Origin of the sequence: Streptomyces gelaticus, assembly GCF_014649535.1 — a bacterium.
GTDB lineage: Bacteria > Actinomycetota > Actinomycetes > Streptomycetales > Streptomycetaceae > Streptomyces > Streptomyces gelaticus.
This window is the reverse complement of record NZ_BMTF01000001.1, coordinates 92,056-117,837: the sequence shown is the minus strand read 5'-3', so window position 1 is coordinate 117,837 and position 25,782 is coordinate 92,056. Positions and strand designations below refer to the sequence as shown.

Annotated in this window: 21 protein-coding genes; 2 read left to right on the top strand and 19 right to left on the bottom strand. The window is 70.9% G+C overall.

The window, feature by feature from the left end; genetic code table 11:
• Positions 1 to 204: 204 nt before the first annotated feature.
• From IE107_RS35660 to IE107_RS00470, 17 genes are all read right to left on the bottom strand, one after another.
• Positions 205 to 462 carry a hypothetical protein gene (locus IE107_RS35660; RefSeq protein ID WP_189540601.1) on the bottom strand — a complete coding sequence of 86 codons (258 nt, stop codon included), beginning with the start codon at positions 460 to 462 and terminating at the stop codon, positions 205 to 207.
• 129 nt (positions 463 to 591) lie between these two features.
• Positions 592 to 1,743 (bottom strand): sugar phosphate isomerase/epimerase family protein, encoded by a 1,152-nt coding sequence (locus IE107_RS00545; protein WP_189539779.1) that lies wholly within the window; start codon positions 1,741 to 1,743, stop codon positions 592 to 594.
• A 49-nt stretch (positions 1,744 to 1,792) separates the two neighbouring features.
• Positions 1,793 to 3,199: an alkaline phosphatase family protein gene (locus IE107_RS00540; protein ID WP_189539778.1), complete on the bottom strand. Its 1,407-nt coding sequence runs from the start codon at positions 3,197 to 3,199 to the stop codon at positions 1,793 to 1,795.
• A complete protein-coding gene (eboE, locus tag IE107_RS00535; RefSeq protein ID WP_189539776.1) occupies positions 3,196 to 4,371 on the bottom strand; it encodes a metabolite traffic protein EboE in 1,176 nt (391 codons plus the stop codon). Before eboE ends, IE107_RS00540 begins: the two co-directional genes overlap by 4 nt.
• Before the next feature lie 4 nt (positions 4,372 to 4,375).
• Positions 4,376 to 5,224, bottom strand: a complete 849-nt coding sequence (locus IE107_RS00530) for a TatD family hydrolase (RefSeq protein WP_189539774.1) — start codon at positions 5,222 to 5,224, stop codon at positions 4,376 to 4,378.
• Positions 5,224 to 5,889 (bottom strand): EboA domain-containing protein, encoded by a 666-nt coding sequence (locus IE107_RS00525; RefSeq protein WP_189539773.1) that lies wholly within the window; start codon positions 5,887 to 5,889, stop codon positions 5,224 to 5,226. The genes IE107_RS00530 and IE107_RS00525 overlap by 1 nt, the downstream gene beginning before the upstream one ends.
• A gap of 21 nt (positions 5,890 to 5,910) precedes the next feature.
• Positions 5,911 to 6,813, bottom strand: coding sequence for a sugar phosphate isomerase/epimerase family protein (locus tag IE107_RS00520; RefSeq protein ID WP_189539771.1), 903 nt, complete (start codon positions 6,811 to 6,813; stop codon positions 5,911 to 5,913).
• Positions 6,810 to 7,829: an SCO3242 family prenyltransferase gene (locus tag IE107_RS00515; protein WP_189539770.1), complete on the bottom strand. Its 1,020-nt coding sequence runs from the start codon at positions 7,827 to 7,829 to the stop codon at positions 6,810 to 6,812. The genes IE107_RS00520 and IE107_RS00515 overlap by 4 nt, the downstream gene beginning before the upstream one ends.
• A complete protein-coding gene (locus tag IE107_RS00510) occupies positions 7,826 to 8,944 on the bottom strand; it encodes an inositol-3-phosphate synthase (RefSeq protein WP_189539769.1) in 1,119 nt (372 codons plus the stop codon). Before IE107_RS00510 ends, IE107_RS00515 begins: the two co-directional genes overlap by 4 nt.
• Positions 8,945 to 9,160: 216 nt before the next feature.
• Positions 9,161 to 12,889 (bottom strand): ThuA domain-containing protein, encoded by a 3,729-nt coding sequence (locus IE107_RS00505; protein WP_189539768.1) that lies wholly within the window; start codon positions 12,887 to 12,889, stop codon positions 9,161 to 9,163.
• Positions 12,890 to 13,204: 315 nt separating this feature from the next.
• Positions 13,205 to 14,209, bottom strand: a complete 1,005-nt coding sequence (locus IE107_RS00500) for a sugar phosphate isomerase/epimerase family protein (RefSeq protein WP_189539767.1) — start codon at positions 14,207 to 14,209, stop codon at positions 13,205 to 13,207.
• Between the two features lie 12 nt (positions 14,210 to 14,221).
• Entirely contained in the window at positions 14,222 to 15,460 is a 1,239-nt protein-coding gene (locus IE107_RS00495) for a Gfo/Idh/MocA family protein (RefSeq protein WP_189539766.1), read from the bottom strand.
• Between the two features lie 72 nt (positions 15,461 to 15,532).
• On the bottom strand, positions 15,533 to 16,570 hold the full coding sequence (locus IE107_RS00490) for a substrate-binding domain-containing protein (protein WP_189539765.1): 1,038 nt from the start codon (positions 16,568 to 16,570) through the stop codon (positions 15,533 to 15,535).
• An 80-nt stretch (positions 16,571 to 16,650) separates the two neighbouring features.
• On the bottom strand, positions 16,651 to 17,700 hold the full coding sequence (locus tag IE107_RS00485) for an ABC transporter permease (RefSeq protein ID WP_189539764.1): 1,050 nt from the start codon (positions 17,698 to 17,700) through the stop codon (positions 16,651 to 16,653).
• On the bottom strand, positions 17,697 to 19,223 hold the full coding sequence (locus IE107_RS00480) for a sugar ABC transporter ATP-binding protein (protein WP_189539763.1): 1,527 nt from the start codon (positions 19,221 to 19,223) through the stop codon (positions 17,697 to 17,699). Before IE107_RS00480 ends, IE107_RS00485 begins: the two co-directional genes overlap by 4 nt.
• A 124-nt stretch (positions 19,224 to 19,347) precedes the next feature.
• Positions 19,348 to 20,454 (bottom strand): ROK family transcriptional regulator, encoded by a 1,107-nt coding sequence (locus tag IE107_RS00475; RefSeq protein WP_189539762.1) that lies wholly within the window; start codon positions 20,452 to 20,454, stop codon positions 19,348 to 19,350.
• A 173-nt stretch (positions 20,455 to 20,627) separates the two neighbouring features.
• A complete protein-coding gene (locus IE107_RS00470; protein WP_189539761.1) occupies positions 20,628 to 22,073 on the bottom strand; it encodes a VWA domain-containing protein in 1,446 nt (481 codons plus the stop codon).
• A 120-nt stretch (positions 22,074 to 22,193) separates the two neighbouring features.
• On the opposite strand from IE107_RS00470, the gene IE107_RS00465 reads away from it, so the two are divergent.
• On the top strand, positions 22,194 to 22,541 hold the full coding sequence (locus IE107_RS00465; protein WP_189539760.1) for a DUF6083 domain-containing protein: 348 nt from the start codon (positions 22,194 to 22,196) through the stop codon (positions 22,539 to 22,541).
• A gap of 52 nt (positions 22,542 to 22,593) precedes the next feature.
• Here the strand turns inward: IE107_RS00465 and IE107_RS00460 are convergent, their stop codons facing one another.
• Positions 22,594 to 23,544, bottom strand: coding sequence for a beta-ketoacyl-ACP synthase III (locus IE107_RS00460; RefSeq protein WP_189539759.1), 951 nt, complete (start codon positions 23,542 to 23,544; stop codon positions 22,594 to 22,596).
• Between the two features lie 265 nt (positions 23,545 to 23,809).
• Here IE107_RS00460 and fdhD point away from each other — a divergent pair, with 265 nt between their 5' ends.
• On the top strand, positions 23,810 to 24,658 hold the full coding sequence (fdhD, locus tag IE107_RS00455) for a formate dehydrogenase accessory sulfurtransferase FdhD (protein WP_189539758.1): 849 nt from the start codon (positions 23,810 to 23,812) through the stop codon (positions 24,656 to 24,658).
• 22 nt (positions 24,659 to 24,680) lie between these two features.
• Here the strand turns inward: fdhD and IE107_RS00450 are convergent, their stop codons facing one another.
• The gene (locus IE107_RS00450) at positions 24,681 to 25,712 is read right to left on the bottom strand and encodes a bile acid:sodium symporter family protein (RefSeq protein WP_189539757.1); all 1,032 of its coding nucleotides are present in this window, start codon (positions 25,710 to 25,712) and stop codon (positions 24,681 to 24,683) included.
• Between the last annotated feature and the right edge of the window lie 70 nt (positions 25,713 to 25,782).

Here is a 25,782-nt window from a genome sequence, read left to right as displayed (position 1 = left end):
GGGGGACTTGAACCCCCACGCCCGATAAAGGGCACTAGCACCTCAAGCTAGCGCGTCTGCCATTCCGCCACCCGGACTAGGTGATCGGCCCCGGTCTCCCGCGGCGACAGACAAAACAATACCAGGGGTTTGGGGTGCCTCTCACCTGCATATTCGGTGGTCAGGGTGGGGTGGCGTACACATCCGGAGGGTGGACCGGGGGCGTTACGCACAGTCCGTTGTCGGACCGGTACGCGTAGTGCGCCGGAATGGCCGCCGCACGCTCCTGGTGCGGGTTCCGCATGTACGGGCGTCGAGCATCCGGTCGATGTCGTCGACGTACCGGCGCACGCCGTCGATGGCGCGGTCGACGTCGGCCCGGGCGAGGTGCCGGGGTTTGCCGATCTCCCGGACGAGTCCGTCCCGGCGGATTCCCGGCCGGCCCCGGGGTTGGTCGCGCAGTTCGGGGTGCCGGTCAGGCACCGTACACTCCTGGGGACTGCCGTGGAGCGTACGGTGCCTGACCGGCACCGGGCGGGCGTTTGCGCTGTTCCCCGGGCTTCAGGAATTCGGGGTGAGGCGCGGACCGCACCTCCGGTGCCGCCGGTGGTCCTACTTGCGCAGCGCCGCCAAGTTGTCGTAGCCGATCCGCGCATGGTTCAGGGACTGCGCGGGGACGGTCGAGCTCGGCGCGTTGTCCTGCTCGACCATCGGGTTGTGGTAGTTCTTCGCCCCGACGCGGCGGAAGAACGTCCGGTAGTCGATGACCCCGGTACCGAAGGGGACCATGTCGTAGCCATTGCCGCTGGTTGTGTTGACGATGCCGTCCTTGGCGTGGAACAGCGGGTATCGCTTGGTGTTGCAGCGGACCAGTGCCGCCGGGTCGAAGATGTTCTCCTGCTGCGATCCGTCGTGCGCGGTGTAGGTGTGGAACTTGTACTGGGCTACGTGCGCCCAGAAGATGTCCATCTCCAGCCATACGGACTTCGGGTCGGTGACCTGAAGGAAGTACTCGAGCTTGCGGATGCCGGAGCTGCGGGTGGGGCGACCGTGTGCGTCCAGCGGACCGCCGTCGAGCAGGAAGCCATAGGCCGCGTCGTGATTGTGGGTGTACAGCTTGATGCCCGCGCCCTGAGCGATCCGTCCCAGCGTGTTCCACTTGTCGGCCGCCACGTCCCAGTCGGCACGGTAGGCGCTGCCGGTGGGGTCGCCACCGGTGCCCATGTGTTCCATGCCGAGGATGTTCGCCATTTCGAGGTGGCGCTTGAACTGGTCCAGGTCGCTCTGGTCCAGCGGCCAGGATGACGGGATGAAGCCGTGGTTTCCCTGGGCGCGCAGACCGTAGTCGTCCAGCCACGAGCGCAGCAGCTTCGCGCCTTCCACCGATTCGAGGTTGCTTCCGCCGGGTGCGTTGGCGTGCTGGCCGTACCCGGCGAACTCGACCTGCTGGTAGCCGTAGCGGGCCAGCTCCCTGAAGACCTCACGGAAGCCCGAGGGAAGGTCGGTGCTGAGTGGATCCCGGCCCGTGGCGTCGCGCACGGTGTACAGGATGATTCCTCGTCGCTCCGCCGGGACCAGAGCCTGGCCGACGCCCCGCTCCCTGCCGGAGGCGGTCCGGGCGAGGGCCGGCGAAGCGCCGAAGGCGGGCGCGGCGACCGCCGCTGCCGCAGCAGCCGTGCAGGTGCTCAGAAAACGGCGGCGGCTGACGCCGAGGCTGCGGCGCAGGTCGCCGTCCGTTCCGGGTTCGTCGTTGTAGGCGATCACGGTCTCTCTCTTTCTCGAAGATGCTCGAAACGCTGTGCACGAACCGATCTCATGCGAGGCCGGCAAGCGTGAGGAGCAGGGACTTCACTTCGGTGGCCCGGACGGGGCCGGTGAACGCGTGGGGGGTGGAGCACAGGATGAGCGGGCCTTCTTCGTCGCTCTGCGGAAGGCGGCCGTGGCTGCCGCGAACAGGTGACGGGTCCAGGGGGACGACAGCCATGCGGTAGCGCATGCCCAGCTTCTTGCGGGCGACGGCCGCGGCCGCCTTGACCCGGACGTACGGGTCCTGGGGGTCCAGGAAGAGTTCGACGGGGTCGTAGCCGGGTTTGCGGTGGATCTCGACGAGCTGCGCGAAGTCGGGCGCACGGGCGTCGTCGAGCCAGTAGTAGTACGTGAACCAGGCATCCGGATCCGCGACGGCGACCAGTTCGCCCGAGCGCGGATGGTCGAGGCCGTGTGCCTTCTTGCCCTCGTCGTCGAGGAGTTGCTCGATGCCCTTGAGGCCCTGGAGGACCTCGCGGGTCGCTTCGAGGTCCTCGGGGCGGCGTACGTAGATGTGGGCGAGCTGGTGGTCGGCGACGGCGAAGGCGCGGGAGGCCATCGGGTCGAGGTATTCCATGCCGTCCTGGGTGTGGACTTCCAGGAGGCCGGCCCGGCGCAGTGCCCGGTTGATGTCCACGGGCCGGTCGACCCGGGTGATGCCGTATTCGGAGAGGGCGACGACAGTGCGGCCCTCGCGGCGGGCGTCGTCCAGGAGGGGGGCCATGGCGCGGTCGAGTTCGGCCGCGGCCCGGTGGGAGCGCGGGTCGTCGGGGCCGTAGCGCTGGAGGTCGTAGTCGAGGTGAGGGAGGTAGCACAGGGCCAGGTCGGGTTTGCGGGTGTCGAGGATGTGCCGCGCCGCGTCGATGATCCACTGCGAGGAGACCAGGTCCGCTCCGGGGCCCCAGAAGTGGAAGAGGGGGAAGGTGCCGAATTTCTCGGTGAGTTCGTCGTGCAGGGAGGGCGGCCGGGTGTAGCAGTCGGGTTCCTTGCGCCCGTCGGCGTAGTAGACGGGGCGCGGGGTGACGGTGATGTCGGTGTCGGCGCCCATCGCGTACCACCAGCAGATGTTGGCGACGGTGTAGCCGGGGTGGGCGCGGCGGGCGGCGTCCCAGAGTTTGTCGCCCGCGACCAGTCCGTTGTGCTGGCGCCAGAGCAGGACGTCGCCGAGTTCGCGGAAGTACCAGCCGTTGGCGACGATGCCGTGTTCGGCGGGGGTGGTGCCGGTGAGGAAGGTGGACTGGGCGGCGCAGGTGACGGCGGGGAGGACGGTGCCGAGGGGGGCATGGGTGCCTGACTGTCCCAGGGACTTCAGGTGCGGCATGTGGTCGAGGAGCCGCGGGGTGAGGCCGACGACGTCGACGACGAGGAGAGGGGTGGGTGTGACGGTCCCGGTGGGCTGCTCGGCTGTGGTCACGGGAGCTCCTTGAGGCCGAGGTCGACCAGGAGGTCGCGGGCGAGGGTGAGTTCGGCGGCGATGCCGTCGGCGAGCTGGGTGCGGGTACGGGGGCGCTGCGCGACCGGGAGCGCCTGCCAGGTGTACGTCTCGACCTCCAGGTGTCTGGTGAGGGGCCGTGCGCCGCCCACCAGGCGGGTCAGTGTGGATCGGAGCACGGGAAGGGTGGAGGTGAGCGGTAATGCGGGTGGTGCGTGCAGGGGGACGTGGAAGTGGGAGCGCCAGGGGGCGCCGTCCGGCAGGGCCCGGCCGGTGACGGCCTCGCCGAGGTCGTCGGTGCCGCGCAGCCCGGCGGCGGTGCTGGTGCGGGTCTGGTGCAGGAAGCGGGGCTCGGCGAAGGCGGCGAGTGCGGCGCGCACCTCGGGGAGGTGGGGGTGTTCGGCGTGCAGGGCGGCGGAGAGCTGTGCCTTGGCGACCGGGATGCCCGCTGCGCCGAGCGCGTCTACGGCGGTGTCGGGGTCCTCGAAGGAGGTGGCCAGGTGGCAGGTGTCGATGCAGATGCCGATGCGTGGGTGTCCGACGGAGGTGAGGGGCGCGATGGCGTCGGCGGTGGTCTCGACCGTGCAGCCCGGCTCGGGTTCGAGGCCGATGCGGATGGACTTGCCGGTGAGCTCGGCGAGTGCGTCGAGACGTTCACCGAGGGCGGTGAGTGCGGTATGTGCCGTGCGGGCCGCCTCGGGGTCCGAGTCGAAGGGGGTGCGCCAGGCGATCGGGAGGGTGGAGATGGTGCCTTCGGTGGCGTCGTCGGGGAGCAGGCCGGCCAGGAGCCGGGCGAGGTCGGTGGTGTGGGCGAGCCGCTCCGGGTCCGTCCAGTCCGGCCTGTACACCCGGTACTTGACCTCGTCGGCGCCGAATCCCTCGTACGGGAAGCCGTTCAGGGTGACGACCTCCAGGCCGCGGCGGTCCAGTTCGGCGCGCAGGGACCGCAGCTCGGCCGGGTCGTTGATCAGGGTGCGGGCCGCGTCCCTGGCGAGCCAGAGGCCGATGCCGAGCCGGTCGCGGCCGAGGCGTTTGCGGACCGGTTCGCAGTGGTCGCGCAGTTGGGCGCGGACGCCGTCGAGTGTTTCGGCGGGGTGGACGTTGGTGCAGTACGAGAGGTGGACGGTGGAGCCGTCGGGGTGGCGGAAGCGCATCGCCTCACTCCCCGCCGCGCAGGATGGAGTTGCCTTCGTGGAGGGGTTCCGGCGCGGCGACGCCGAGCTGGAGCCGGCCGCTCTGTCCGTAGAAGGCGACAGGGTTGCGCCAGAGCACCTGGTCGACATCGTCCTCGCCGAACCCGGCGGCGAGCATCGCGTCGCCCACCTTGCGGGTCTTGAGCGGATCGCTTCTGCCCCAGTCGGCGGCCGAGTTGACCAGGATCTTCTCGGTGCCGTGGATCCTGAGGACCGCGATCATGCGGTCCTCGTCCATCTTGGTGTCGGGGTAGATGGAGAAGCCTGCCCAGCAGCCGCTGTCCAGGGCGTCCTTCACGGTCGTCTCGTTGAGGTGGTCGAGCAGGACCCGCTCCGGGGAGAGGTGGGATTCGCGGATGACGTCGAGGGTGCGGTGCAGCCCGGCGAGCTTGTCCCGGTGCGGGGTGTGCACCAGGGCGGGCAGTTCGTGGTCGGCGGCGAGCTGGAGCTGGGCGGCCAGGGCGGTGTCCTCGGCCGGGGTCATGGAGTCGTAGCCGATCTCGCCGACGGCGACGACGGAGTCCTTGACGAGATAGCGGGGCAGGGCGTCCAGCACGGGGACGCAGCGCGGATCGTTCGCCTCCTTGGGGTTGAGGGCGAGCGTGCACTGGTGGGCGATGCCGTACTGGGCGGCGCGGAAGGGTTCCCAGCCGAGCAGGGCGTCGAAGTAGTCGAAGAAGCTGGCGGGCGAGGTGCGGGGCTGGCCGAGCCAGAAGGAGGGTTCGACGAGAGCGCGGACCCCCGCGTCGTACATGGCCTGGTAGTCGTCCGTGGTGCGGGAGGTCATGTGGATGTGCGGGTCGAAGATGCGCATCAGGACTCCTCCGTGGGGGCGGCGGCACCGGGGGTGGTGAGTTCGAGGACGCGAGTGAGATCAGTGGGGACACTGCGGCCCGCTGCGATGCGTTCGGCGGCGAAGTCGCCGAGCATGCGGGCGAGTTCGGCGTCACCGCGGGCGCGTCGGGCCAGTTGGTCGACGGCATCGACGGGGACCCCGGTGAAGAGGCACTTGAGAATGGCGTGGCGCCAGTTGTGCGGATCGAGATGAGCGGCGGCGTACGGTCCGACGGCTGCGGCGACGAGCCGGGTGTCATTGGTGCGCAGGGCGTCCTCGACGAGCGGAAGGGCGGTGGGGCCGAGGTCCAGCCGGTGCAGGGTGAGCAGGACGGCGCGCCGTTCGGCGGCGGTGCCCTGTTCGTAGAGCCTGGTCAGGGCGGGCAGCGTGACCCGGGCTTCGATGAGCAGCAGGGCACGGACGGAGTCGGCGTGTTCGAGTCCGCAGTGCCGGCCCGCGGCGGCGTACCGCAGTTCCCACGACGGGGCGGCATACGGTCCGCCGGACTCTTCGGTGTCCTGGTGGGCGGCGGAGTGCTCTGCTTCGGCGAGGGCCTCGTCGAGCCAGGCGCGCGCGGCTCCGCCGAGCTGTGCGTCGAGTTCCTTGCGGGTCAGCAGCGGGGGGTTCGTCGGGGACATCGGCATGGCGTCGCTCCCTTCGGCGGTTCAGCGGCTCGACGGGCTGTGGCTCGACGGATCTCGCATCGGCGGATCCTGGTTCGACGGACTGTGTGCGCGGAGGAATTCGAGGGAGGTGCGGGCGAGTTCGGGACCGGCGTGGGAGTGGCGGGGCAGTTCGACGACGGTGAGGCCGCGGTAGCCGGTGTCCGAGAGGGTGTCGAGCGCTTCGAGTACGGGCGGGAAGTCGATCTCGCCCTCACCGAACGGGAGGTGTTCATGGACTCCGCGGCGCATGTCCTCGATCTGGACGTGGCGCAGCCAGGGCGCGGCCTCACGGACGCAGTCGACGGGCATGGCGGGTTCCAGGCACTGGCAGTGGCCGATGTCGAGGGTCAGGCCGAGCGGCGGCGGGTCTCCGGAGAGGACGCGCAGATGGTGGAAGTCGGCGAGCGTGGCGAGGAGGTGTCCGGGCTCGGGTTCGATGGCGAGCGGGATGCCGGAGCGGTCGGCGGCGTCCAGGACCGGGGCGAGCGAGTCGGTGAGCCGCTGCCAGGCGGTGTCGGGCGTGGTGTCCGGTGGGGTGATGCCGCTGAAGCAGTGCACGGCGTGGGCGCCGAGGTCGGCGGCGACGCGGACGGCCCGGACGAGCAGCCGGGTGCGGGCGGCGCGGGCTTCCGGGTCCGGGTCGAGGAGGGACGGGCCGTGCTTGCGGCGTGGGTCGAGGACGTAGCGGGCGCCGGTCTCGACGGTGACGCCGAGCCCCAGCTCCTGGAGCCTGGACGCCACGTGGCGGGTGCGGGCGGCGAGGTCCGGGGCGAGGGGGTCGAGGTGCATGTGGTCGAGGGTCAGGCCGACCCCGTCGTAGCCGAGGTCGGCGAGGAGTCCGAGGGCGTCGTCCAGGCGGAGGTCGGTGAGCCCGTTGGTGCCGTAGCCGAGGCGGATAGTCATGTCGGGCTCACCTTCCGGGCGAGGGTGCGGGCGATCGGTACGAGTCCCATGACGGCGAGCGCCGTACCGACCGCTCCCGTGCGGGCGGCAAGGGCGGCCTGGAGCGGGATCATCGCCCGGATACCGCCGCCGACGGCGCGCTGGGTGAGTAGCGGCGAGGGGTTGAGCGCGGCGTGCAGCAGCGGTACTGCGGCGGTCCGGACGTAGGAGGCGGTGAGCGCGGTGCGCACGAGGCCGGGGGCGGTGACGGTGAAGGGCACCGGCGAGCGGTACGCCGGACGGGGCAGGGGCAGGGGCGACTCGTCCTGCCCGCCGGGTGCGGGGTGCTGGGCCGGCTCCCGGTCTTCGCGCCGGCCTTGCCGGATGCGCAGGGCCGCCGCGCCCAGTGCTGCCACGGCCGCGAGTGCGGTGAGAGGTGCGGTGGTCGATCCGCCATGTGCCTCGTGCCGGGAGACGGCGGTGACGGCGTAGGTGTGCGCACCCAGCAGTCCGGCGGCCGGGAGGGCTGCGAGAACGGAGCCGCCCGCAGCCGGATCCGGCGTCGGCCCGGGCCCCGTCGTCCGCCCGGTCGCTCCGGTGGCGGTGGTCCCGAGCAGCAGATCCAGTCCGCGTGCGGCGGCCATCGCCGCGGGCCCGGCCGGGGTGTGCTTCAACCGGAGGTCGTACGCCCACACGGTCGCCGCCAGCCCGGCGGCCACCGCGAGGGCCGGGCGGCCGGCCCGCGCGGCGAGGCCCAGCCCCGCGGCCGTCAGCGCGCCTGCCGCCGCGAGGGCCGCAGCAGGTGCGATCCGGCCCGAGGGGATCGGCCGGTGCGGCCTGTCGATGGCGTCCTCCTCGCGGTCGGCCCAGTCGTTGAGCGCCATGCCCGCCTCGTACAGGCAGAGCGAGGCCCCGACGGCGAGCGCGGTGCCGCGGTCGGGACGCCGGCCGCTCGCCGCCGCCCCGGCGAGCGCGTCGCCGGGGACGGTGAAGAGCGCGGAGACCCGTAGCAGCTCCGCCCAGGCGCGTACCGTCACCGTTCCCCCCGCAGCGTCCCGGCGAAGGCGAGCAGCGCCTGGTACTGCTCGAAGAGCGCTGCCGGACCGCCGTCCGGATCCTTGAAGTAGAAGCCGAGCTGGGGCAGGGGGCCGCTCATGCCCAGTTCGTGGGCGCGGGCCACCAGCCTGGCGAGGTCCAGGACCAGTGGCGCCGCCAGTGCCGAGTCGCAGCCCTGCCAGGTGGTCTGGAGCACCATCCGCGCGCCGAGGAACCCGTCGAACGCGATGTGGTCCCAGGCGGTCTTCCAGTCGCCGAGGGCCGGTACGTCGTCGATGTGCACCTCGCCCTCGGGGGCGGTGCCCAGGGTGTCGGCGAGAACGCGTTCCTTGCCGGCGTTCTTGGCGGCCGCCGCGCCGGGGTCGGCCAGCGCCGCTCCGTCCCCGCCGCCCAGCAGGTTGGTGCCCGACCAGGCCCGTACGGGCAGGGCGCGTTGCACGAACATCGGGGCGAGTACGGAGCGGAGCAGTGTCTGGCCGGTCTTGCCGTCGCGGCCCGCGTGAGGAAGTCCGCAGGCCGCGACGGCGTCCTGGAGGGCGGGGGTGCGCAGCCCGGTGGAGGGGGTGAAGTTGATGTAGGGGCAGCCGGCCCGCAGTGCCGCCGCCGCGTAGAGCGAGCTGGCGGGCAGCCGCTGTTCGCCGGGGGCCGGGACGGGCTCCGTGGACGCCACGTTGACGACGACCGTCCTGGCCAGGTCGTTGCGGCGCCCGAAGTCGGTGAGGTCGGCCGCGAACGCGGTGATGAGCTCCTCGTCGCTGCGAGTGTCGCCGGGCAGGGGCCCGCCGGGCCGTATCCCGGCGTCCGCGGCGGCGAGTTCGGAGCGCACCGCCGAGGGCAGGCCCTGCGGCAGCACTCCGCCGTCCGCCAGTGTCTCGGCCCGTTTCGGCAGCGGGCAGCCGGCCGTGTCGTGTCCGCCGAAGACGAGTGAGGTGAGCGCGGGCAGCCCGCTGCCGGTGAAGGGCGGGGTCTCGGTGACCATGCCTGCCGCCCGGTGGAGCCCTGCCGCGACCGCCGCGCACCCCGCGGTGGCGGTGGTGGCGACGGAGCCGCGTGCTCCGATGAACCAGACTCCGGTACGTACGGCGGGTGCTGACACGGGCTGCCTCCCTGGCTGGGGGTGCTGGTTGGGCAGAGCGGGTGGCGCTGTACGACGGAGGTACGGGATCGGGCGGAAGCGAAAACGGGACCGGATCGGGACCGGGTGCGGGACCGGGTTCGGGACCGCAATCGCAATCGGGACCGGAATCGGGCGGGGACGGCGGGCAGGGGCGGTGTGCTCTCTCCCCCGCCCGCCGTCGCCGCGGTGTGCGTCCTAGGCCGAGGGCAGTTCCTTCAGCTGGATGTTGCGGAACGACACATGGTCGTCGGCACCGTGGTTCTGGATGCCGATGTAGCCGCTCTTCAGGCTCCGTACCGGATCGGTGTTGGTGAAGTCGTTGATCTTCACCCCGTTGAGGAAGACCTGGAGGCGTTCGCCCTGGACCTTGAGCTCGTAGCTGTTCCACTGGCCGGGCGGACGCAGGACCTGGTCACGGGCCTTGATGTCCGCCGCCTTGAAGGTGTAGACGGAGCCCGTGGTGCGGTCCGGCGCGTCGGTGGCGTCGATCTGGACCTCGTAGCCGTTGTTCACCGCGGACCAGGGGTCGTCGGACTCCGGGAAGCCGACGAAGACACCGGAGTTGTCGTCGCCCTGCATCTTCCAGTCGAGCTTGAGGGAGTACGAGCCGAGCTCCTTGGCCTGGTAGGTGAGCAGGCCCATGCCGCCCTGGGAGCGGAGTTCACCGTCGACGACGTCGAACTTCCCGGGACCTGCCTGCTTCCAGCCTTCGAGCGTCTTGCCGTTGAAGATCGACCGGTAGCCGGTGTCGGGCCTGCAGTCCGCCTTCACCTGTCCGGCCGCGTACCGCATGCCGCCCAGGAGCAGCCGACGGAAGGCCGGTTCGGCGTACGACTCCTTGGTGTGGCCGAGGCCGGTGTAGAAGGAGCGGCCGCCCTGGTAGGTCTGGCACCAGGTGATGGGGTGGTCGCCCTTCATGGAGCCGCCGGTGTAGGTCGTCTCGTCGAGTGTCGCGAGGATCTTGGCCTGGCCTCGCGGATTCGTGCGGTAGTTGTACCACTCGTCGGTGCGGTTCCATTCGTCGTCGAGGTGTGCGGTGGCCGGGTGCTCGTGATCCTCGACACGGACGGTGGCGGGCTGGATGGCGGGGTGCGAGGAGAAGTAGGCCCCGACGAGCCCGCCGTAGAACGCCCAGTCGTACTCGGTGTCCGCCGCCGCGTGGACGCCCATGTAACCGCCGCCGGTGGCCACGTAGTTCTCGAAGGCCTTCTGCTGGTCGGAGTTGAGTACGTCACCGGTCGTCGAGAGGAACACGACGGCGTCGTAGCGGGCCAGGTTGCTGGTGGTGAACTGGCCTGCCGCCTCGGTGGCGTCGACGGTGATGTTGCTGTCCTTGCCGAGTTCCTTGAGGGCGGCGATGCCGTCCGCAATCGCGTCGTGGCGGAAGCCGGCCGTCTTCGAGAAGACCAGGACCCGCTTGGCGGTCTTGTCGGGGGCGCTGTTGGAGAGCTCGAAGTCGTCGATGTCGAAGAGGGCTCCGGCACCTCCCTTGAAGACCAGGAAGAGTTCGGTGGACGTCTTCGGCACTCCGCGCAGCGGTACGTCGATGTCCTGGAAGTTGTCCCAGGCACCGGTCACCGGGACGGGTGCGGAGCCGAGGATCTTGCCGGTCGCCGAGCCGGTCCGGACTTCGAGGAAGCCGCCGGAGCCGCCGGAGGAGATCCGCGCGGTCAGCTTGGTGGAACCGGTCAGGAGGTACGGCTTGAAGGAGATCCAGTCGTCGTTGTGGATGTCGCCGACCGTCTTGCCGCCGTGGGCGGTCGCCTTGTTCTGCGGGGCGACGCCGTGGGAGTCGCTGTAGTGCTCGGCCTGCCGGTGGCGCGGCTGGAGTTCGGACTGGTCGTGACCGGAGAGCGCGGCCTGGCCGCCTCCCCCGCCGTCCGTGTACGAGGCGTCGATGACCCCGAAGATGTTGGCGTTGGGATCGTGTCCGCCGTCCATCTCCGTCTTGATGGTGCCGCTGCAGCCGTGCGCCGAGGTGATGGGGTGGCCGTGGCTGTCGTGTCCGAGGATGAAGCGGACCTCGATCTTCGAGCAGTCGATGGTTCCGTCCTCGGGGTCGGTGACGGTCACCTTGAACGGGATCTCGTCGCCGAAGGAGAACATCTGTCCGTCACCGGGGAGTTCCAGCTTCACCACCGGTGCGGTGTTGCCGACCGTGACATGGACGTTCGCCGTACCGGTGCGGCCGGTGGGGTCCGTGGCGGTGACGGTGGCGGTGTAGGAGCCGTTCTTCTTGTAGGTGTACGTGGGGTTGGCGGCGGTCGATGTGCCGCCGTCGCCGAAGTCCCAGCTGTAGCTGAGCGTGTCGCCGTCGGCGTCGGTGGTTCCGGCCGAGGAGAAGGCGACCTTGAGGGGGGCGGTGCCGGAGGTCTTGTTCGCGGTCGCCTCGGCGATCGGTGAGCGACCGCCGGTGGCGTTCTCGATGCGGTAGAGCGCCGAGTTCTGGTCGCCGCCGAAGTAGCCGGTGCCGTAGTCGAGGACGTACAGCGCGCCGTCGGGGCCGAAGGTCATGTCCATCACCTGGGTTCCCGACCACGGGAAGGCGTTGATGGACTTCACCGTGCCGTCGGAGTCCTGGTCGATGCGCTTGATCCAGCGCCGTCCGAACTCTCCGGCGAAGAAGTTCCCGTCGTAGGTCTCGGGGAACTTCACGGGCGAGTCGAGGTCGGCGTCGTAGTGGTAGACGGGTCCGCCCATCGGGGACTCGGAGCCGGTGCCGAACTCCGGTACCGATCCGCCGTCGTACGGGATCCAGGCGGGCTGGGACGGCGGCAGGTCGACCAGCCCGGTGTTGTACCGGGAGGTGTTCTTGGGTGCGGCGCAGTCGAACGCCGCGCCGGAGGTCTTGGTCGCGAAGTCGTAGTCGACGAACGGGTCGTTCTTACCCGTGCAGAACGGCCAGCCGAAGTTGCCGGCCTTGGTGACACGGGCGAACTCGACCTGGCCGCCGGGTCCGCGCTTGGGGTCGGCGGCGCCGGCGTCGGGCCCGTAGTCACCGACGTACACGATGCCGGTCGGCTTGTCGACGGTGAAGCGGAAGGGGTTGCGGAAACCCATCGCGTAGATCTCGGGGCGGGTCTTGTCCGTGCCGGGGGCGAAGAGGTTGCCCTCGGGGACGGTGTACGAGCCGTCCTCGGCGACCTTGATGCGGAGGATCTTGCCGCGCAGGTCGTTGGTGTTCCCCGAGGTGCGGCGGGCGTCGAACACGGGGTTGCGGTCGGGCCGGTCGTCGATCGGGGTGTAGCCGTCGGAGGCGAACGGGTTGGAGTCGTCGCCGGTCGACAGGTACAGATTGCCCTGCGCGTCGAAGTCGATGTCGCCGCCGACGTGGCAGCAGATGCCGCGCGAGGCCGGGATGTCGAGGACCTTCTTCTCGCTGGCGGTGTCGAGCGTGCCGTCCTCCTTGAGGACGAAGCGCGAGAGCCGGTTCACTCCGTCGAACTTGGCGAAGTCGGCGGCGGTGCCGTTCTCGGGGGCATCGCCGGACGGGGTGTCCAGCGGGGGCGCGTAGTAGAGATAGATCGCCCGGTTCTTGCTGAAGTCCGGGTCGACGCCGACTCCCTGGAGGCCTTCCTCGTCGTGGGAGTAGACGGGGAGGACGCCGGCGAGCGTGGTGTCGCCGCCGCTGTCGGTGAGCCACACCTCGCCGCCGCGCGCGGTGTGCAGGACGCTGCGGTCGGGGAGCACCGCCAGCGTCATGGGCTCACCGGTCTCGGCCACCCCCTTGGCGAGGGTGACCTGCTGGAATTCCTCGGCCGCCGCATCCGTGGCGGCCGGTGAGGAGGTCCCTGTCGCGGCTGCTCCGGGCGTGGCGCCCAGGGCCAGGGTGGCCGCGGCGAGCAGGCCGCCGGTGAGCAGCGCGAGGGATTTGCGGACGCGGAGCCGTGTTCTGCTCCTGTTTCCGGTCGGGGTTCTGTGCACGAGTGTCCTCCGGGGAGTGCCGGTTGTACGGGCGGGGTGCTGCCGTGCCGTTCTGCGCGGGGACTGCCGCGCGGGTCGTCCGGGGTGTGGGGACACCGGCGACCCGAGTCATGTCATGTACACGTGCTGGACGGTAGACCTGTTCGTCCGGCACGGAAAGCCCTTGCGCAGCGGTTCGGTCGAACTTTTTCCTGCATCAGGACAAAGCAGGGTGAGGGCAGGGGCGGGTACGGGGCGGCCGTGGAGCTCTCCCTCCGGCCCGCCCCTGCCCGGACCGGAGGCCCGGGGACACACCGTCCCCCGGGCGGGAGTCGGTCAGTCGCCGCCCCCGAACGCCGCGTCGAACGACGCCGACGGCGGCTCGAAGTCGTACCGCTTCAGCGTGGCGAGCGCTTCCGGCGCACCGGCCAGCCGGTCCATCCCGGCGTCCTCCCACTCCACCGAGACCGGTCCCTCGTAGCCGATGGAGCGGAGCATCCGGAAGACGTCCTCCCAGGGCACGTCGCCGTGCCCGGCCGAGACGAAGTCCCAGCCGCGCCGCGGATCGCCCCAGGGCAGGTGCGAGCCGAGCCGGCCGTTGCGGCCGTCGAGCCGCTTGCGTGCCTCCTTGCAGTCCACGTGGTAGATCCGGTCCCGGAAGTCGTACAGGAAGCCGACCGGGTCCAGGTCCTGCCAGACGAAGTGGCTCGGGTCGAAGTTCAGCCCGAACGCCGCCCGGTGGCCCACTGCCTCCAGCGCGCGGTGCGTGGTCCAGTAGTCGTACGCGATCTCGCTGGGGTGCACCTCGTGGGCGAAACGCACGCCCTCCGCGTCGAAGACGTCCAGGATCGGGTTCCAGCGCTCGGCGAAGTCCTCGTAGCCCCGCTCGATCATGTGCGGCGGCACCGGTGGGAACATCGCGACCAGGTGCCAGATCGACGAGCCGGTGAAGCCGATGACGGTGCGCACCCCGAAGGCGGCGGCCGCGCGGGCGGTGCCCTTGAGCTCCTCGGCGGCCCGGCGGCGGACCCCTTCGGGCTCGCCGTCGCCCCAGATCCGCGCGGGCAGGATCCCCTGGTGCCGCTCGTCGACCGGGTCGTCGCAGACGGCCTGGCCGACGAGGTGGTTGGAGATCGCCCAGCACTTCAGTCCGTACTTGTCGAGCAGCTGTCGCCGCCCGTCCAGGTAGCCGGGGTCGGCCAGTGCCTTGTCGACCTCGAAGTGGTCTCCCCAGCAGGCGAGTTCGAGCCCGTCGTAACCGAAATCCCGGGCGAGCCGGCAGACCTCCTCCAGCGGCAGGTCGGCCCACTGGCCGGTGAAGAGTGTGAAGGGACGGGGCATGGGCAAGGCCTCCTAGGGAACCACGGGGGTGTGTACGGAGTTCTTCCGGGCGCTCTCCTCCACCGCTGCGAGCACCCGCTGCACCTGTAGCCCGTCGGCGAACGACGGTGCGGGGGCGCTCCCTTCGGCGATCGTCCGCACCAGGTCGCGGGCCTGGTGGACGAAGGTGTGCTCGTAGCCGAGGGCGTGGCCCGGCGGCCACCACGCCTCCAGGTAGGGATGCTGGGGTTCGGTGACGAGGATGCGCCGGAATCCTGCCGTGGCGGCGGGTTCGGTGTGGTCGTGGAAGGAAAGTTCGTTGAGCCGTTCCAGATCGAAGGCGAGCGAGCCGCGCTCCCCGTTGATCTCCAGCCGCAGTGCGTTCTTCCGCCCGGCCGCCATCCGGGTCGCCTCGAAGGAGGCCAGCGCCCCGGAGGCGAGCCGGCCGGTGAACAGGGCCGCGTCGTCGACGGTCACCGCTCCGCGCCCGGACGTGTCCGCGGTGCCCAGGAGCCCGGCCGTCGGACCCGCGAGCCGGGGCCGTTCCCGTACGAAGGTCTCGCTGACCGCCGACACCCCGACCAGCGGCTCCCCCGCCAGGTACTGGGCCAGGTCGACGATGTGCGCGCCCAGGTCGCCGAGGGCGCCCGAGCCGGCGCGTTCCCGCTCCAGCCGCCAGGTGAGCGGCGATTCGGGGTCGACGAGCCAGTCCTGGAGGTAGGCGGCGCGGACATGGCGCAGGGTGCCGATCCGCCCCTCGGCCATCAGCCGTCGGGCGTAGGCGATCGCGGGCACCCGGCGGTAGTTGAAGCCCACCATCGCGACCTGGCCGCGGGCGGCGGCGCGCTCCGCGGCCTCGGTCATCGCCTCGGCCTCGGCGACCGTGTTGGCGAGCGGCTTCTCGCACAGCACGTGCTTGCCGGCCTCCAGGGCGGCGATGGCGATCTCCGCATGGCTGTCGCCGGGGGTGCAGATGTCGACGAGTTGCACGTCGTCCCGGGCGATGAGGGCGCGCCAGTCGGTCTCGGCCGCCGCCCAGCCGTGGCGGGCGGCCGCCGCGTCGACCGCGGCCCGGTCGCGTCCGCAGATCGCGGCGAGAACCGGTCTCATCGGCAGCTCGAAGACATGTCCAGCGGTGCGCCAGCCCTGCGAGTGGGCGGCCCCCATGAACGCGTATCCGACCATGCCGACCCCGAGCACCGGCACGCTCGTCGTCGGCCGGTGCGTCGGCGGCGCCGCGGCCTCCTGATCCGTCTCTTCCCTACGGGCCATCCGGGCTTCCTCCTCGTCGGTCGTTCGATGGATACGGCAGGAGGGCCGGTCAGCGCCCTCCCGCGGGGCGGATCAGCTGAAGCCCGTCGGCAGGTACTGGTCGATGTTCTCCTTGGTGACCACGGCCGAGTAGAGGGTGAGGCTGGTCGGGATCTCCAGCTCGGCCAGGCCGCTGACGCCCTTGCCCTGGGCCAGCGCGCGGGCCAGGTCGATGGCGGACGCGGCCATCGTCGGCGGGTAGAGGACGGTGGCCTTCAGAACGCTGTTGTCGGCCTTGATGGCGTCCATCGCGGACTTGGCCCCGGCCCCGCCGACCATCAGGAACTCGTCACGGCCCGCCTGCTGGATGGCGCGCAGCGCTCCCACGCCCTGGTCGTCGTCGTGGTTCCACACGGCGTCGATCCTCTTCTGCGCCTGGAGGAGCTGAGCCATCTTCGCCTGGCCCGACTCCACGGTGAAATCGGCGGCCTGACGGGCCACCAGCTCGATGTTGGAGTAGTTCTTCAGCGCGTCGGCGAAGCCCTGGCTGCGTTGTTTGGTGAGCTCCAGGTTGTCGATCCCGGCCAGCTCGACGACCTTGGCGCCCGCCTTGTCCTTGAGCTGCTCGCCGATGTACGTACCGGCGTTGAGGCCCATGCCGTAGTTGTCGCCGCCGACCCAGCAGCGGTAGGCCTGCGGGGAGGCGAAGATCCGGTCCAGGTTGACGACGGGGATGCCTGCCCGCATGGCTTCCAGGCCGACCTGGGTGAGGGCCTTGCCGTCGGCCGGGAGGATGACGAGGACGTCGACCTTCTTGTTGATGAGGGTCTTGACCTGGCCGATCTGGGCGGCGGTGTCGTTGGAGCCCTCGGTGGTCTCCAGCTTCACCTCGGAGTACTCGGCCGCCCGCGACTTGGCGTTCTCGTTGATGGCGTTCAGCCAGCCGTGGTCGGCCTGCGGTCCCGCGAAGCCGATGGTGACGGGCTTGCCGGGCTTGTTGTCGGCGGCGGGTCCGGCACTCCTGGCTGTGTCCTCGCTCTTGGGGTCGTTGCTGGTACAGGCGGTGAGGAGGGCGCCCGCGGAGACGGCCGCGGTGCCGAAGAGCAGTCGTCTGCGGCTGGTTTCTGGCATGGCTGTCGAACCCTTCATCCGGTGCGTGACATGTCACATGGGGCGAACGGGGCGGTGGGCGGGACGGGTGCGGTGGGACGTCAGGTCTCCCCGTGCGCCGATGTGCGGCGCTGGACCAGTACGGCGGCGACGATGATCGCGCCCTTGGCGATCTGCTGGACGTCGCTCTGCAGATTGTTGAGCGCGAAGATGTTGGTGATGGTGGTGAAGACCAGGACGCCGAGTACGGAGCCGACGATGGTGCCGCGCCCGCCGCTGAGCAGGGTGCCCCCGATGATCGCGGCCGCGATGGCGTCGAGCTCGTACAGATTGCCGTTGGTGTTCTGGCCCGACCCGGACAGGACGATCAGCATGAAGGCGGCGATGCCGCAGCAGAGCCCGGAGAGCAGATAGAGGAAGAGCCGCTGGCGCCGTACGTCGATGCCGGCCAGCCGGGCGGCTTCGGCGTTGCCGCCGACCGCGACCGTACGCCGTCCGAAGGTCGTACGGTTCAGCACCAGCCAGCCGACGACGGTGACCGCCGCGAACATCATGACCAGGGGCGGGATGCCGAGGACGTACGAGTCGGGCAGGCCCAGGTCGAGGACCGGCTTGACGGTGACGATCTGGGTCTTGCCGTCGGTGATCTGGAGGGCGAGCCCGCGGGCCGAGGCGAGCATGGCCAGCGTCGCGATGAACGGCACCATCCGGCCGTACGCGATGAGCATCCCGTTCACCAGTCCGGCGGCGAGTCCGACGATCACCGCGGTGAACAGCATCCCCGCGAAGCCGTACTCCTGAGTGGCGACCGTGGTCGCCCAGACGGAGGCGAGTGCGACCATCGCACCGACCGAGAGATCGATGCCGCCACTGGTGATGACGAAGGTCATCCCGACGGTGACGACACCGATGACGGACGACTGGGTCAGGATCAGCTGGAGGTTCCCGGTGTCCAGGAAGGCGTCGGGCTCGGTGAATCCGCCGACGGCGACCAGAACCACGAGGACGCCGAGGAGCGAGAGGTTGCGGACGTCCACGCGCAGGCCCGGGATGCGCGCGGGTCCGTCCTTCTTCCGGAGTTCGGGGACCGGGGCGGGGGCGGCCCCCTTGTCCGGCCCGCCCTGCTGCGCCGAGGAGACGGGCTGCGTCATGACGTCGGGCTCCCTTCCATCACCAGGTCGAGTACGCGGTGCTCGTCGAGCTCCCGGGCATCCGCCGTATGCACGACGCGGCCCTCGCGGAGCACCAGCACCCGGTCGGCGAGGCCCAGCACTTCGGGCACCTCGCTGGAGACGAGCAGGACGGCGAGGCCGTCGTCGGCCAGCCGGCGGATCACGGCGTACAGCTCGGCGCGGGCGCCGACGTCGACACCGCGGGTCGGTTCGTCGAGCAGCAGGACCCGGCAGCCGCGCAACAGCCAGCGGGCCAGGACCGCCTTCTGCTGGTTGCCCCCGGAGAGCGTACGGACGGGGGTGTCCGGGTTGTCGGGACGCAGCGAGATTTCGCGGGTGGCTTCGCGCGCCGCCCGGCGCTCGGCCCCGCGGTCGATCCAGCCGGCCCTGGAGAAGCGGGACATCGAGGAGACGGAGACATTGCGGGTGACCGATTCGAGCATCAGCAGGGCCTGCGCCTTGCGTTCCTCGGGGGCGAGGCCGATTCCGGCGGCGACGGCCGCGCGGACGCTGCCGGGCCTCAGCTGCCGGCCGGCCACGGTCACCCGTCCGGCGCTCGGCCTGCGGGCGCCGTAGACGGTCTCCAGGATCTCGGAGCGCCCCGAACCGACGAGCCCGGCCAGGCCCACGATCTCACCGGGCCTCAACTCCAGGTCCACCGGGTCGAATTCACCCTTCCTGGTCAGCCCCTCGACCTTCAGGACGGGCTCCGCCCCGCTCGCTTTTGCACGGTCCGCGGTGCGGGGCGGGAAGACGTACTCGACGTTGCGGCCGGTCATCATGGCAACGATGTCGCGTGTCGGTGTGGAATCGGCGGGCAGCCCGACGGCCACGGCGCGGCCGTCCTTGAGCACGGTCACCCGGTCGCCGATCCGGCGGATCTCCTCCAGGCGGTGCGAGATGTAGACGACGGCGACCCCGTCGGCAGTGAGCGCGGCGACGATACGGAAGAGGTTGTCGACCTCGTCCGGGTCGAGTGCGGCGGACGGCTCGTCCATGACGATGAGCCGTACCTCGTGCGAGAGCGCCCGCGCCATGGAGACGATCTGCTGCTGGGCGGCGGACAGCTCGCCGACCGGGCGGGCCGGGTCGATCTCGGGGTGGCCGAGCCGCTTCAGCAGCGCCGCGGCGGCCGTGCGGCCCTCGCGGGTGCGTACGACGAAGCGGGCGGTGGTGGGTTCGTGGCCGAGAAAGACGTTCTCGGCCACCGACAGGCCATCGACCAGGTCGAGTTCCTGGTAGATGGTGGCGATGCCCAGCCGCATGGCGGCGATGGGCGACTTCAGCGCGGCCGGTTCGCCGCGCCAGGTGATCTCGCCGCCGTCGGGCTGGTGGGCCCCGGCGAGCACCTTGATGAGGGTGGACTTGCCGGCGCCGTTCTGCCCGAGGAGACAGTGGACTTCGCCGGCCTGGACCTCCAGATCCACACCGTCGAGGGCGCGCACTCCGGGGAACGACTTGGTGATGCCGGACATGGTGAGCAGGGGTGGTTCTGGTGCCATGACGATTCCCCTCGGCAGGTGCGACGCGGCCGGTGAGCGGGCAGGGCGGTACCAGGTGCGGTGGTGCGGGTGTTGCGGCGCTCCCGGTGTTCCCGGGGTGCGCCCGTGTGTGGCCGGACCTGGGTCAGGCCGGTGAGAAGAGGTGGTCGCTGATGAGACGGGCGGCGCCGATCACTCCGGCGGCCGGACCCAACTCACCGAGCACGATGGGGAGATTGCCGGTGGCGAGCGGCAGCGACTGCCGGTAGACCTGGGTCCGGACACTGGCGAGGAGCGTGTGGCCGACCCGGTTGCCGCCTTCGCGGATCAGATCGAGCGAGGTGGCGTCACCGGCGGCCGCGGCGGCGGCCACGTCGGCGGCGGTGAGCCTCCCGGCGGCCTCCAGCCGGCCGACGAGCTCCGCCGACCGCCCGGTGCGCGCCGCGTCCTCGGCGTCGCGGGCGAGCGCGGCACCGCTGAAGTGGGCCTCCAGGCAGCCCCGGTTGCCGCAGGCGCAGGCGCGCCCCTCGGGTTCCACCTGGATGTGGCCGATGTCCCCGGCACTGCCGGTCGTACCGCGGTGGACCTCGCCGCCGACGACGATGCCGCAGCCGATTCCGGTGCCGATCTTGACGCAGAGGAAGTCGCCCACGGAGCGTGCGACGCCCGCGTGCTGCTCCCCCATCGCCATCAGGTTCACATCGTTGTCGACCATGACGGGGCAGCCCAGTTCCTGGCTGAGCGCCTCGCGGACCGGGAAGCCGTCCCAGCCGGGCATGATCGGCGGTGCGACCGGAACGCCTTCGGGGAAGCGGACCGGTCCGGGTACACCGATGCCCGCTCCGTCGAAACCCTCGACGAGCCCCGAGGCCCGGAGCTTGGCCGCCAGGGACAGCACCTGCTCGAAGACGGCGACCGGGCCTTCGCGTACGTCCATCGGATGGTTGAGGTGGCCCAGGACCTCCAACTCGGCGTTGGTGACGGCCACATCGACGGAGGTGGCCCCGATGTCGACGCCGAGGAACCGCAGTTGCGGTGCGAGCCGGATGTTGTGCGAGCGGCGCCCGCCGCGGGACGCGGCGAGCCCGTCGGCCACGACGAGCCCGGTCTCCAGCAGTCGGTCGACCTCGACGGCGAGCTTTGAGCGGGAGAGATCGACCTGATCCCCCAGCTGTGCCCGTGAGTTGGGCCCGCCGTCGCGCAACAGCCGGAGCAGTCGCGCCTGATGCGCATTCGCGGGTCGTGCCGTCATACGTCTCACGCGCCCCTCCCGCCGCATCGGCCTGTCCGTCGGGCTTTCGAGGGGAACGTAGCAGCGGTTGCCGGGAGTGGGAAGAAGTTGCGCAGGAATCCACTACAACTTTCTCCACACCGAGGACAAAGCCGGTCGGTCGCGTCGCGGGCCGGGTGGTGGGACCGGCCCGTTCAGCGCAGGATTCCGGCCTGGCGGGCGGCCCGCAGCCAGGACGGGAACTCCGACAGGACCCTGTCGTACAGCTCCTGGTCGGAGATCTTCTCGATGTCGTCGACGGCGAAGAATCCGACGTTGTCGACCCGGCGGCCCGGCATGGTGTCGAACCGTTCCAGCACGCCGTACCGAGAGCTGCCGAGACCGACGAACTGCCAGAACACCGGCTCCTCCGCGGCCGCCCGCAACTCCTGCTCGATCTCCTTGTTGCGGTGCACACCGCCGTCCGAGAAGAACAGGACCAGCGTGGGGTCCGGCACCGGGTGTGCCCGCACGAAGTCCCGCACCTCGGCGATGACCTTCTGTTCCTCGTTCTGGATCCCGACCGTGCGCATGTCGATCTGACCGGGTTCCAGCCCCTTGGGCGGCTTCCTGCGCCCGAAGCCGAAGGTCTGCCCCACGCGTACGTGCAGTCTGAGCCACTCGGGCAGGTCGCCCACGGCGAGGTCGGGGAGCCGGGCGGGGTTGCTGGCGAACGTCCACGCCTGCATCCGGCCGTCGTCGTCGAGCTGCGCCGCGACGGCCACCATCCGTTCGGCCACACCCGCGACCGTGCCCCGCCGGTAGAGGCCGCCCATCGACCCCGACGCGTCGAGGACGAGGACCACCCGTGCGCACAGCTCCGGTACGCCGTGCTTGCTCAGGCTGACCAGGACCTGCTGTTTGCGCAGCGACAGGCGCTTGCACATGTCCACGGGCAGGCACTCCTCGCCCTTGGCCGACCGGGGGCGGGGCTCTCCTGCGGCGGACCCCGGCGCGGGGGCGTCGTACGACGGTGCGGAGGCGCTGGACGACGGCGCCCGGGAGGGGTATTGAGAGGGGTACTGAGGTGCCTGGGCCGGGTACGGAGGTGTCACGGGCCGGGAGCCGGGCCCGGTCGCCGGCTGTTCCTCGTCGACGCTGATCCCGAAGTCGGTCGCCAGCCCGGCCAGCCCGCTGGCGTAACCCTGGCCGACCGCGCGGAACTTCCAGCCGCCGTCGCGGCGGTAGAGCTCCCCGCCGACCAGGGCGGTCTCCGTCGCGGCGGTGATGTCGAAGCGCACCAGCTCGGCCCCGGAGGCCGGATCGAGCAGCCGCAGACACAGCCCCGGCACCTGGCCGAACGTGCCACCGTCCGCGGAGGCGCAGAGCGCGACGCGTTCGACGTCCGGCCCCAGCGCGGCCAGGTGGACGTCCAGGGAGTCGCTGCCGTGCCTTTTACCGGCATGACTCACCGCGCCCGAGGCGTGCCGCGGCTGGTTGTAGAAGACGAAGTCGTCATCGGATCGCACCCGCCCGCCACGCCCCAGCAGCAGAGCGGAAGCATCCACGTCCGGCACTGCGGACCCCGCCGACCAGTCGAGTACGGCCCGGACCGCGGCAGCCGCGACGGGCACGTTGGCGCCTTTGCTCAGTATCGTCACACCGGCAAGTCTGCCTGCTGCCCCGCAGACCCGCGCCGACGGCCCCGCGGCTCCCCCGCCCGCCGCGCGCGGCCGAATCGCGTCCTACCGCAACTCAGGACTCGGACGCACCCTTTGACCATGGGGGTTGCCGGAACACCGCGGACCGCTCAGGAATGGACCGATCTCCAGCACTCGACCGATCACGAGCAGGGCCTGAGGGACGGAGCGATCCCCGGTCCGGAACCCGCGCCCGACTGCCCGGACTGCGGGCTCACCGTCGACATCCGTCCCACCCACTACCGGTGGTGGGTCCGCCTCGAGCCGGAGGGCCCCGCGCCGCTCCCCGCACACACCGTGCCGCCCGGACAGCGGTGGCACCTCGACCCGGACGGCACGGTGTGGAACGCCCAGGACCGCGAACCGGCCCCCGGGGAGTGCTGCAGGATCAGCCACCACCTCATCTGCCCCCGCAGGGACCGGCCCTGACCTGACCACCGGAGCGACACCCCTGAGAGCCTGTCGGGCACCCGACAGGCTCTCAGGGGCAGCGGATCACCTGACCCGCGTACGAGAGATTCCCGCCGAAGCCGAAGAGCAGAACCGGCGCGCCGCTGTGGACCTCGCCGCGTTCCACCAGCTTGGACAGGGCCATCGGGATCGAGGCCGCGGATGTGTTGCCGGAGTCCACGACATCCCTGGCGATGACCGCATTGACCGCGCCGATCTTCCTGGCGACGGGCTCGATGATCCTCAGGTTGGCCTGGTGCAGCACCACGGCCCCCAGCTCCTCCGGCGCCACACCGGCCTTCTCGCACACCTTGCGGGCGATGGGCGGCAGCTGTGTGGTGGCCCAGCGGTAGACGGACTGCCCTTCCTGCGCGAACCGCGGCGGCGTCCCCTCGATCCGTACCGCGTTCCCCATCTCCGGCACCGAGCCCCACAGAACGGGACCGATCCCGGGCCGGTCGCCCCCATCCGGCTCCGCGACGACGACCGCCGCGCCGGCTCCGTCGCCGAGCAGGACGCAGGTGCTGCGGTCGGTCCAGTCCGCGATGTCCGCCATCTTGTCGGCGCCGATGACCAGGACGCGCTCGGCGGCTCCGGCCCGGACCGCGTGGTCGGCGGTGGCGAGTGCGTGGGTGAAGCCGGAGCAGACGACGTTGATGTCCATCACCGCGGGCGCGCCCATCCCGAGCCGGGCGGCGACGCGTGCCGACATGCTCGGCGAGCGGTCGATCGCGGTCGAGGTCGCGACCAGGACCAGGTCGACCTCGGCCGGCTGCAGCCCCGCCGCTGCGAGCGCCTTGGCCCCCGCGTGCGCGGCCATCTCGTCCACCGGCTCGTCCGGCCCCCCGACATGACGGGTCCTGATGCCGACGCGACTGGTGATCCACTCGTCGCTGGTATCGACCATGGCCGCCAGATCGTCGTTGGTGAGCACCTTGGCGGGCTGATAGTGGCCGAGCGCCACGACACGTGAGCCGGTCATGTACGGGGTCCCCTCGCTACGTATGGCAGGAACCATCCAGTCTTGGTCGCTACCGCTCGGTACAGGGGCACGTGTTCCCACAGGAATAGTGCCCAGCCATTGGAGGCTTGGACGACAGCCTTGACACCCGGAAGGATTCTGTATACAGAATTCTGACGACTTGGTGCGGTTTCCCGCACGACGCCGGGTCCGTCGCGTACAGGACAATGAGGATCGTCAGAGGCCGGTTCGGTCTCCCCCACGTACAGAATCGGATTCAGCCGCTATGGGACGGGTCACCGAGCGCCGCCGCACCATCCGCATCCGGGACGGGGCCGTCTCCACCCGGCCCGACACGCTCGTCGCCGAGGAGCCCCTGGAGATCCGGCTCGACGGCAGGCCGCTCGCCATCACCATGCGCACACCCGGTGACGACTTCGCCCTGGCGGCGGGATTCCTGGTGAGCGAGGGCGTCATCGGTGACGGATCCGAGGTGCAGTCCATCGTCTACTGCTCCGGAGCGACCGCCGACGGCGTCAACACGTACAACGTGGTGGATGTGAAGCTCGCCCCCGGCGTCCCGGTCCCCGACATCACGCTCGAACGCAATGTGTACACCACCTCGTCCTGCGGACTGTGCGGCAAGGCAAGCCTCGACGCGGTGCGCACCACGACCCGGCACCCGGTCGCCGACACTCCTCCGCTGCGGGTCGAGCCGGGACTGCTGGCCGCTCTCCCCGACCGGCTGCGCGCCGCACAGCGGGTCTTCGACCGGACCGGTGGCCTGCACGCGGCGGCGCTGTTCTCCGAGACGGGCGAACTGCTCGACGTCCGGGAGGACGTCGGCCGGCACAACGCGGTCGACAAACTGGTCGGCCGGGCCCTCACCGACCACCGGCTGCCGTTGTCCCGGGCCATTCTGCTGGTGTCGGGGCGGGCCTCGTTCGAGCTGGCCCAGAAAGCGGTGATGGCCGGGGTCCCGGTGCTCGCGGCGGTCTCGGCACCGTCGTCCCTCGCCGTCGACCTGGCGGCCGAGACCGGACTGACCCTGGTCGGCTTCCTGCGCGGGCCCTCGATGAACGTGTACGCGGGCGAGCACCGCATCGCCCTGGAGACGGCGGTCGACCGGGGCTGAGGCTCCCCGGCCCCGGCCCGGCTCAGCGCACCGCCGCGGCGGCCTCCCGCGACACCGTTCCGACCGCCCGGCTCTCCTCCTCCGCGTCCCGCGAGCGGCGCTTGGCGATCACGGCGCACACCATCAGCTGCATCTGGTGGAAGAGCATCAGCGGCAGCACGGCGAGCGAGGCCTGCGCGCCGAACAGCACGCTCGCCATCGGCAGCCCCGCGGCCAGGCTCTTCTTCGAACCGGCGAACTGGATGGCGATCCGGTCCGCCCGGTCGAAACCGAGCCGCTTCGCCCCGTACCAGGTCAGTGCGAGCATCAGCGCGAGCAGCAGCGCCTCGGCTCCGAGCAGCGCCCCGAGCCGGGCCGGGGTGACCTGGTGCCAGATGCCCGCGACCATGCCCTCACTGAAGGCCGTGTAGACGACGAGCAGGATCGAGCCGCGGTCGACACGGCCGAGCAGCTTCCTGTGGCGGGTGATGAAGCCGCCGATCCAGCGGCGCAGCAGTTGCCCCGCGACGAACGGCAGCAGCAGCTGGACACCGATTCTCAGCAGCACGTCCGCCGAGAATCCGCCGCCGTTGCCGCCGAGCAGAGCGGCCGCGAGCAGCGGAGTGAGGAAGATCCCGGCGATCGACGAGAAGGAGCCCGCGCAGATCGCCGCGGGCACGTTGCCCCGGGCGATCGAGGTGAAGGCGATCGACGACTGGATGGTCGAGGGGACGAGGCAGAGGAAGAGGAAACCGCTGTGGAGCTGCGGCGTCAGGATGTACGGAACCAGCCCCCTGGCCACCAGTCCGAGCAGCGGGAACACGGCGAAGGTGCAGATCAGCACGGTGAGATGGAGCCGCCAGTGCTTGAACCCGTCCATGGCCTCGGCGGTGGAGAGGCGGGCGCCGTACAGGAAGAAGAGAAAGGCGATCGCTCCGGTGGAGGCGCCGCCCGCCACGTCGGCCGCGGTCCCCGAGGCGGGCAGTATCGCCGCGAGCACGACGGTACCGATCAGCGCCAGGATGTACGGGTCGATCGGCAGCCAGGAGGGCAGCCTCGGGGTGCGGCGGTTCATGTGCTCCACATGTTCTCTTGGTTCCGGTCGTGCCCCTCCATGCTGCTCCCGACCGCAGCGATCGGGAATC

Coding starts and splice junctions, on each gene's coding strand:
- IE107_RS00480 (WP_189539763.1), bottom strand. CDS start 19,223: ATGGCACCAGAACCACCCCTGCTCACCATGTCCGGCATCACCAAGTCG.
- fdhD (WP_189539758.1), top strand. CDS start 23,810: ATGGGACGGGTCACCGAGCGCCGCCGCACCATCCGCATCCGGGACGGG.
- IE107_RS00500 (WP_189539767.1), bottom strand. CDS start 14,209: ATGCCCCGTCCCTTCACACTCTTCACCGGCCAGTGGGCCGACCTGCCG.
- IE107_RS00490 (WP_189539765.1), bottom strand. CDS start 16,570: ATGCCAGAAACCAGCCGCAGACGACTGCTCTTCGGCACCGCGGCCGTC.
- IE107_RS00520 (WP_189539771.1), bottom strand. CDS start 6,813: ATGACTATCCGCCTCGGCTACGGCACCAACGGGCTCACCGACCTCCGC.
- IE107_RS00495 (WP_189539766.1), bottom strand. CDS start 15,460: ATGGCCCGTAGGGAAGAGACGGATCAGGAGGCCGCGGCGCCGCCGACG.
- IE107_RS00530 (WP_189539774.1), bottom strand. CDS start 5,224: ATGCGCATCTTCGACCCGCACATCCACATGACCTCCCGCACCACGGAC.
- IE107_RS00450 (WP_189539757.1), bottom strand. CDS start 25,712: ATGAACCGCCGCACCCCGAGGCTGCCCTCCTGGCTGCCGATCGACCCG.
- IE107_RS00485 (WP_189539764.1), bottom strand. CDS start 17,700: ATGACGCAGCCCGTCTCCTCGGCGCAGCAGGGCGGGCCGGACAAGGGG.
- IE107_RS00525 (WP_189539773.1), bottom strand. CDS start 5,889: ATGCCGATGTCCCCGACGAACCCCCCGCTGCTGACCCGCAAGGAACTC.
- eboE (WP_189539776.1), bottom strand. CDS start 4,371: ATGCGCTTCCGCCACCCCGACGGCTCCACCGTCCACCTCTCGTACTGC.
- IE107_RS00475 (WP_189539762.1), bottom strand. CDS start 20,454: ATGACGGCACGACCCGCGAATGCGCATCAGGCGCGACTGCTCCGGCTG.
- IE107_RS00465 (WP_189539760.1), top strand. CDS start 22,194: ATGGGGGTTGCCGGAACACCGCGGACCGCTCAGGAATGGACCGATCTC.
- IE107_RS00460 (WP_189539759.1), bottom strand. CDS start 23,544: ATGACCGGCTCACGTGTCGTGGCGCTCGGCCACTATCAGCCCGCCAAG.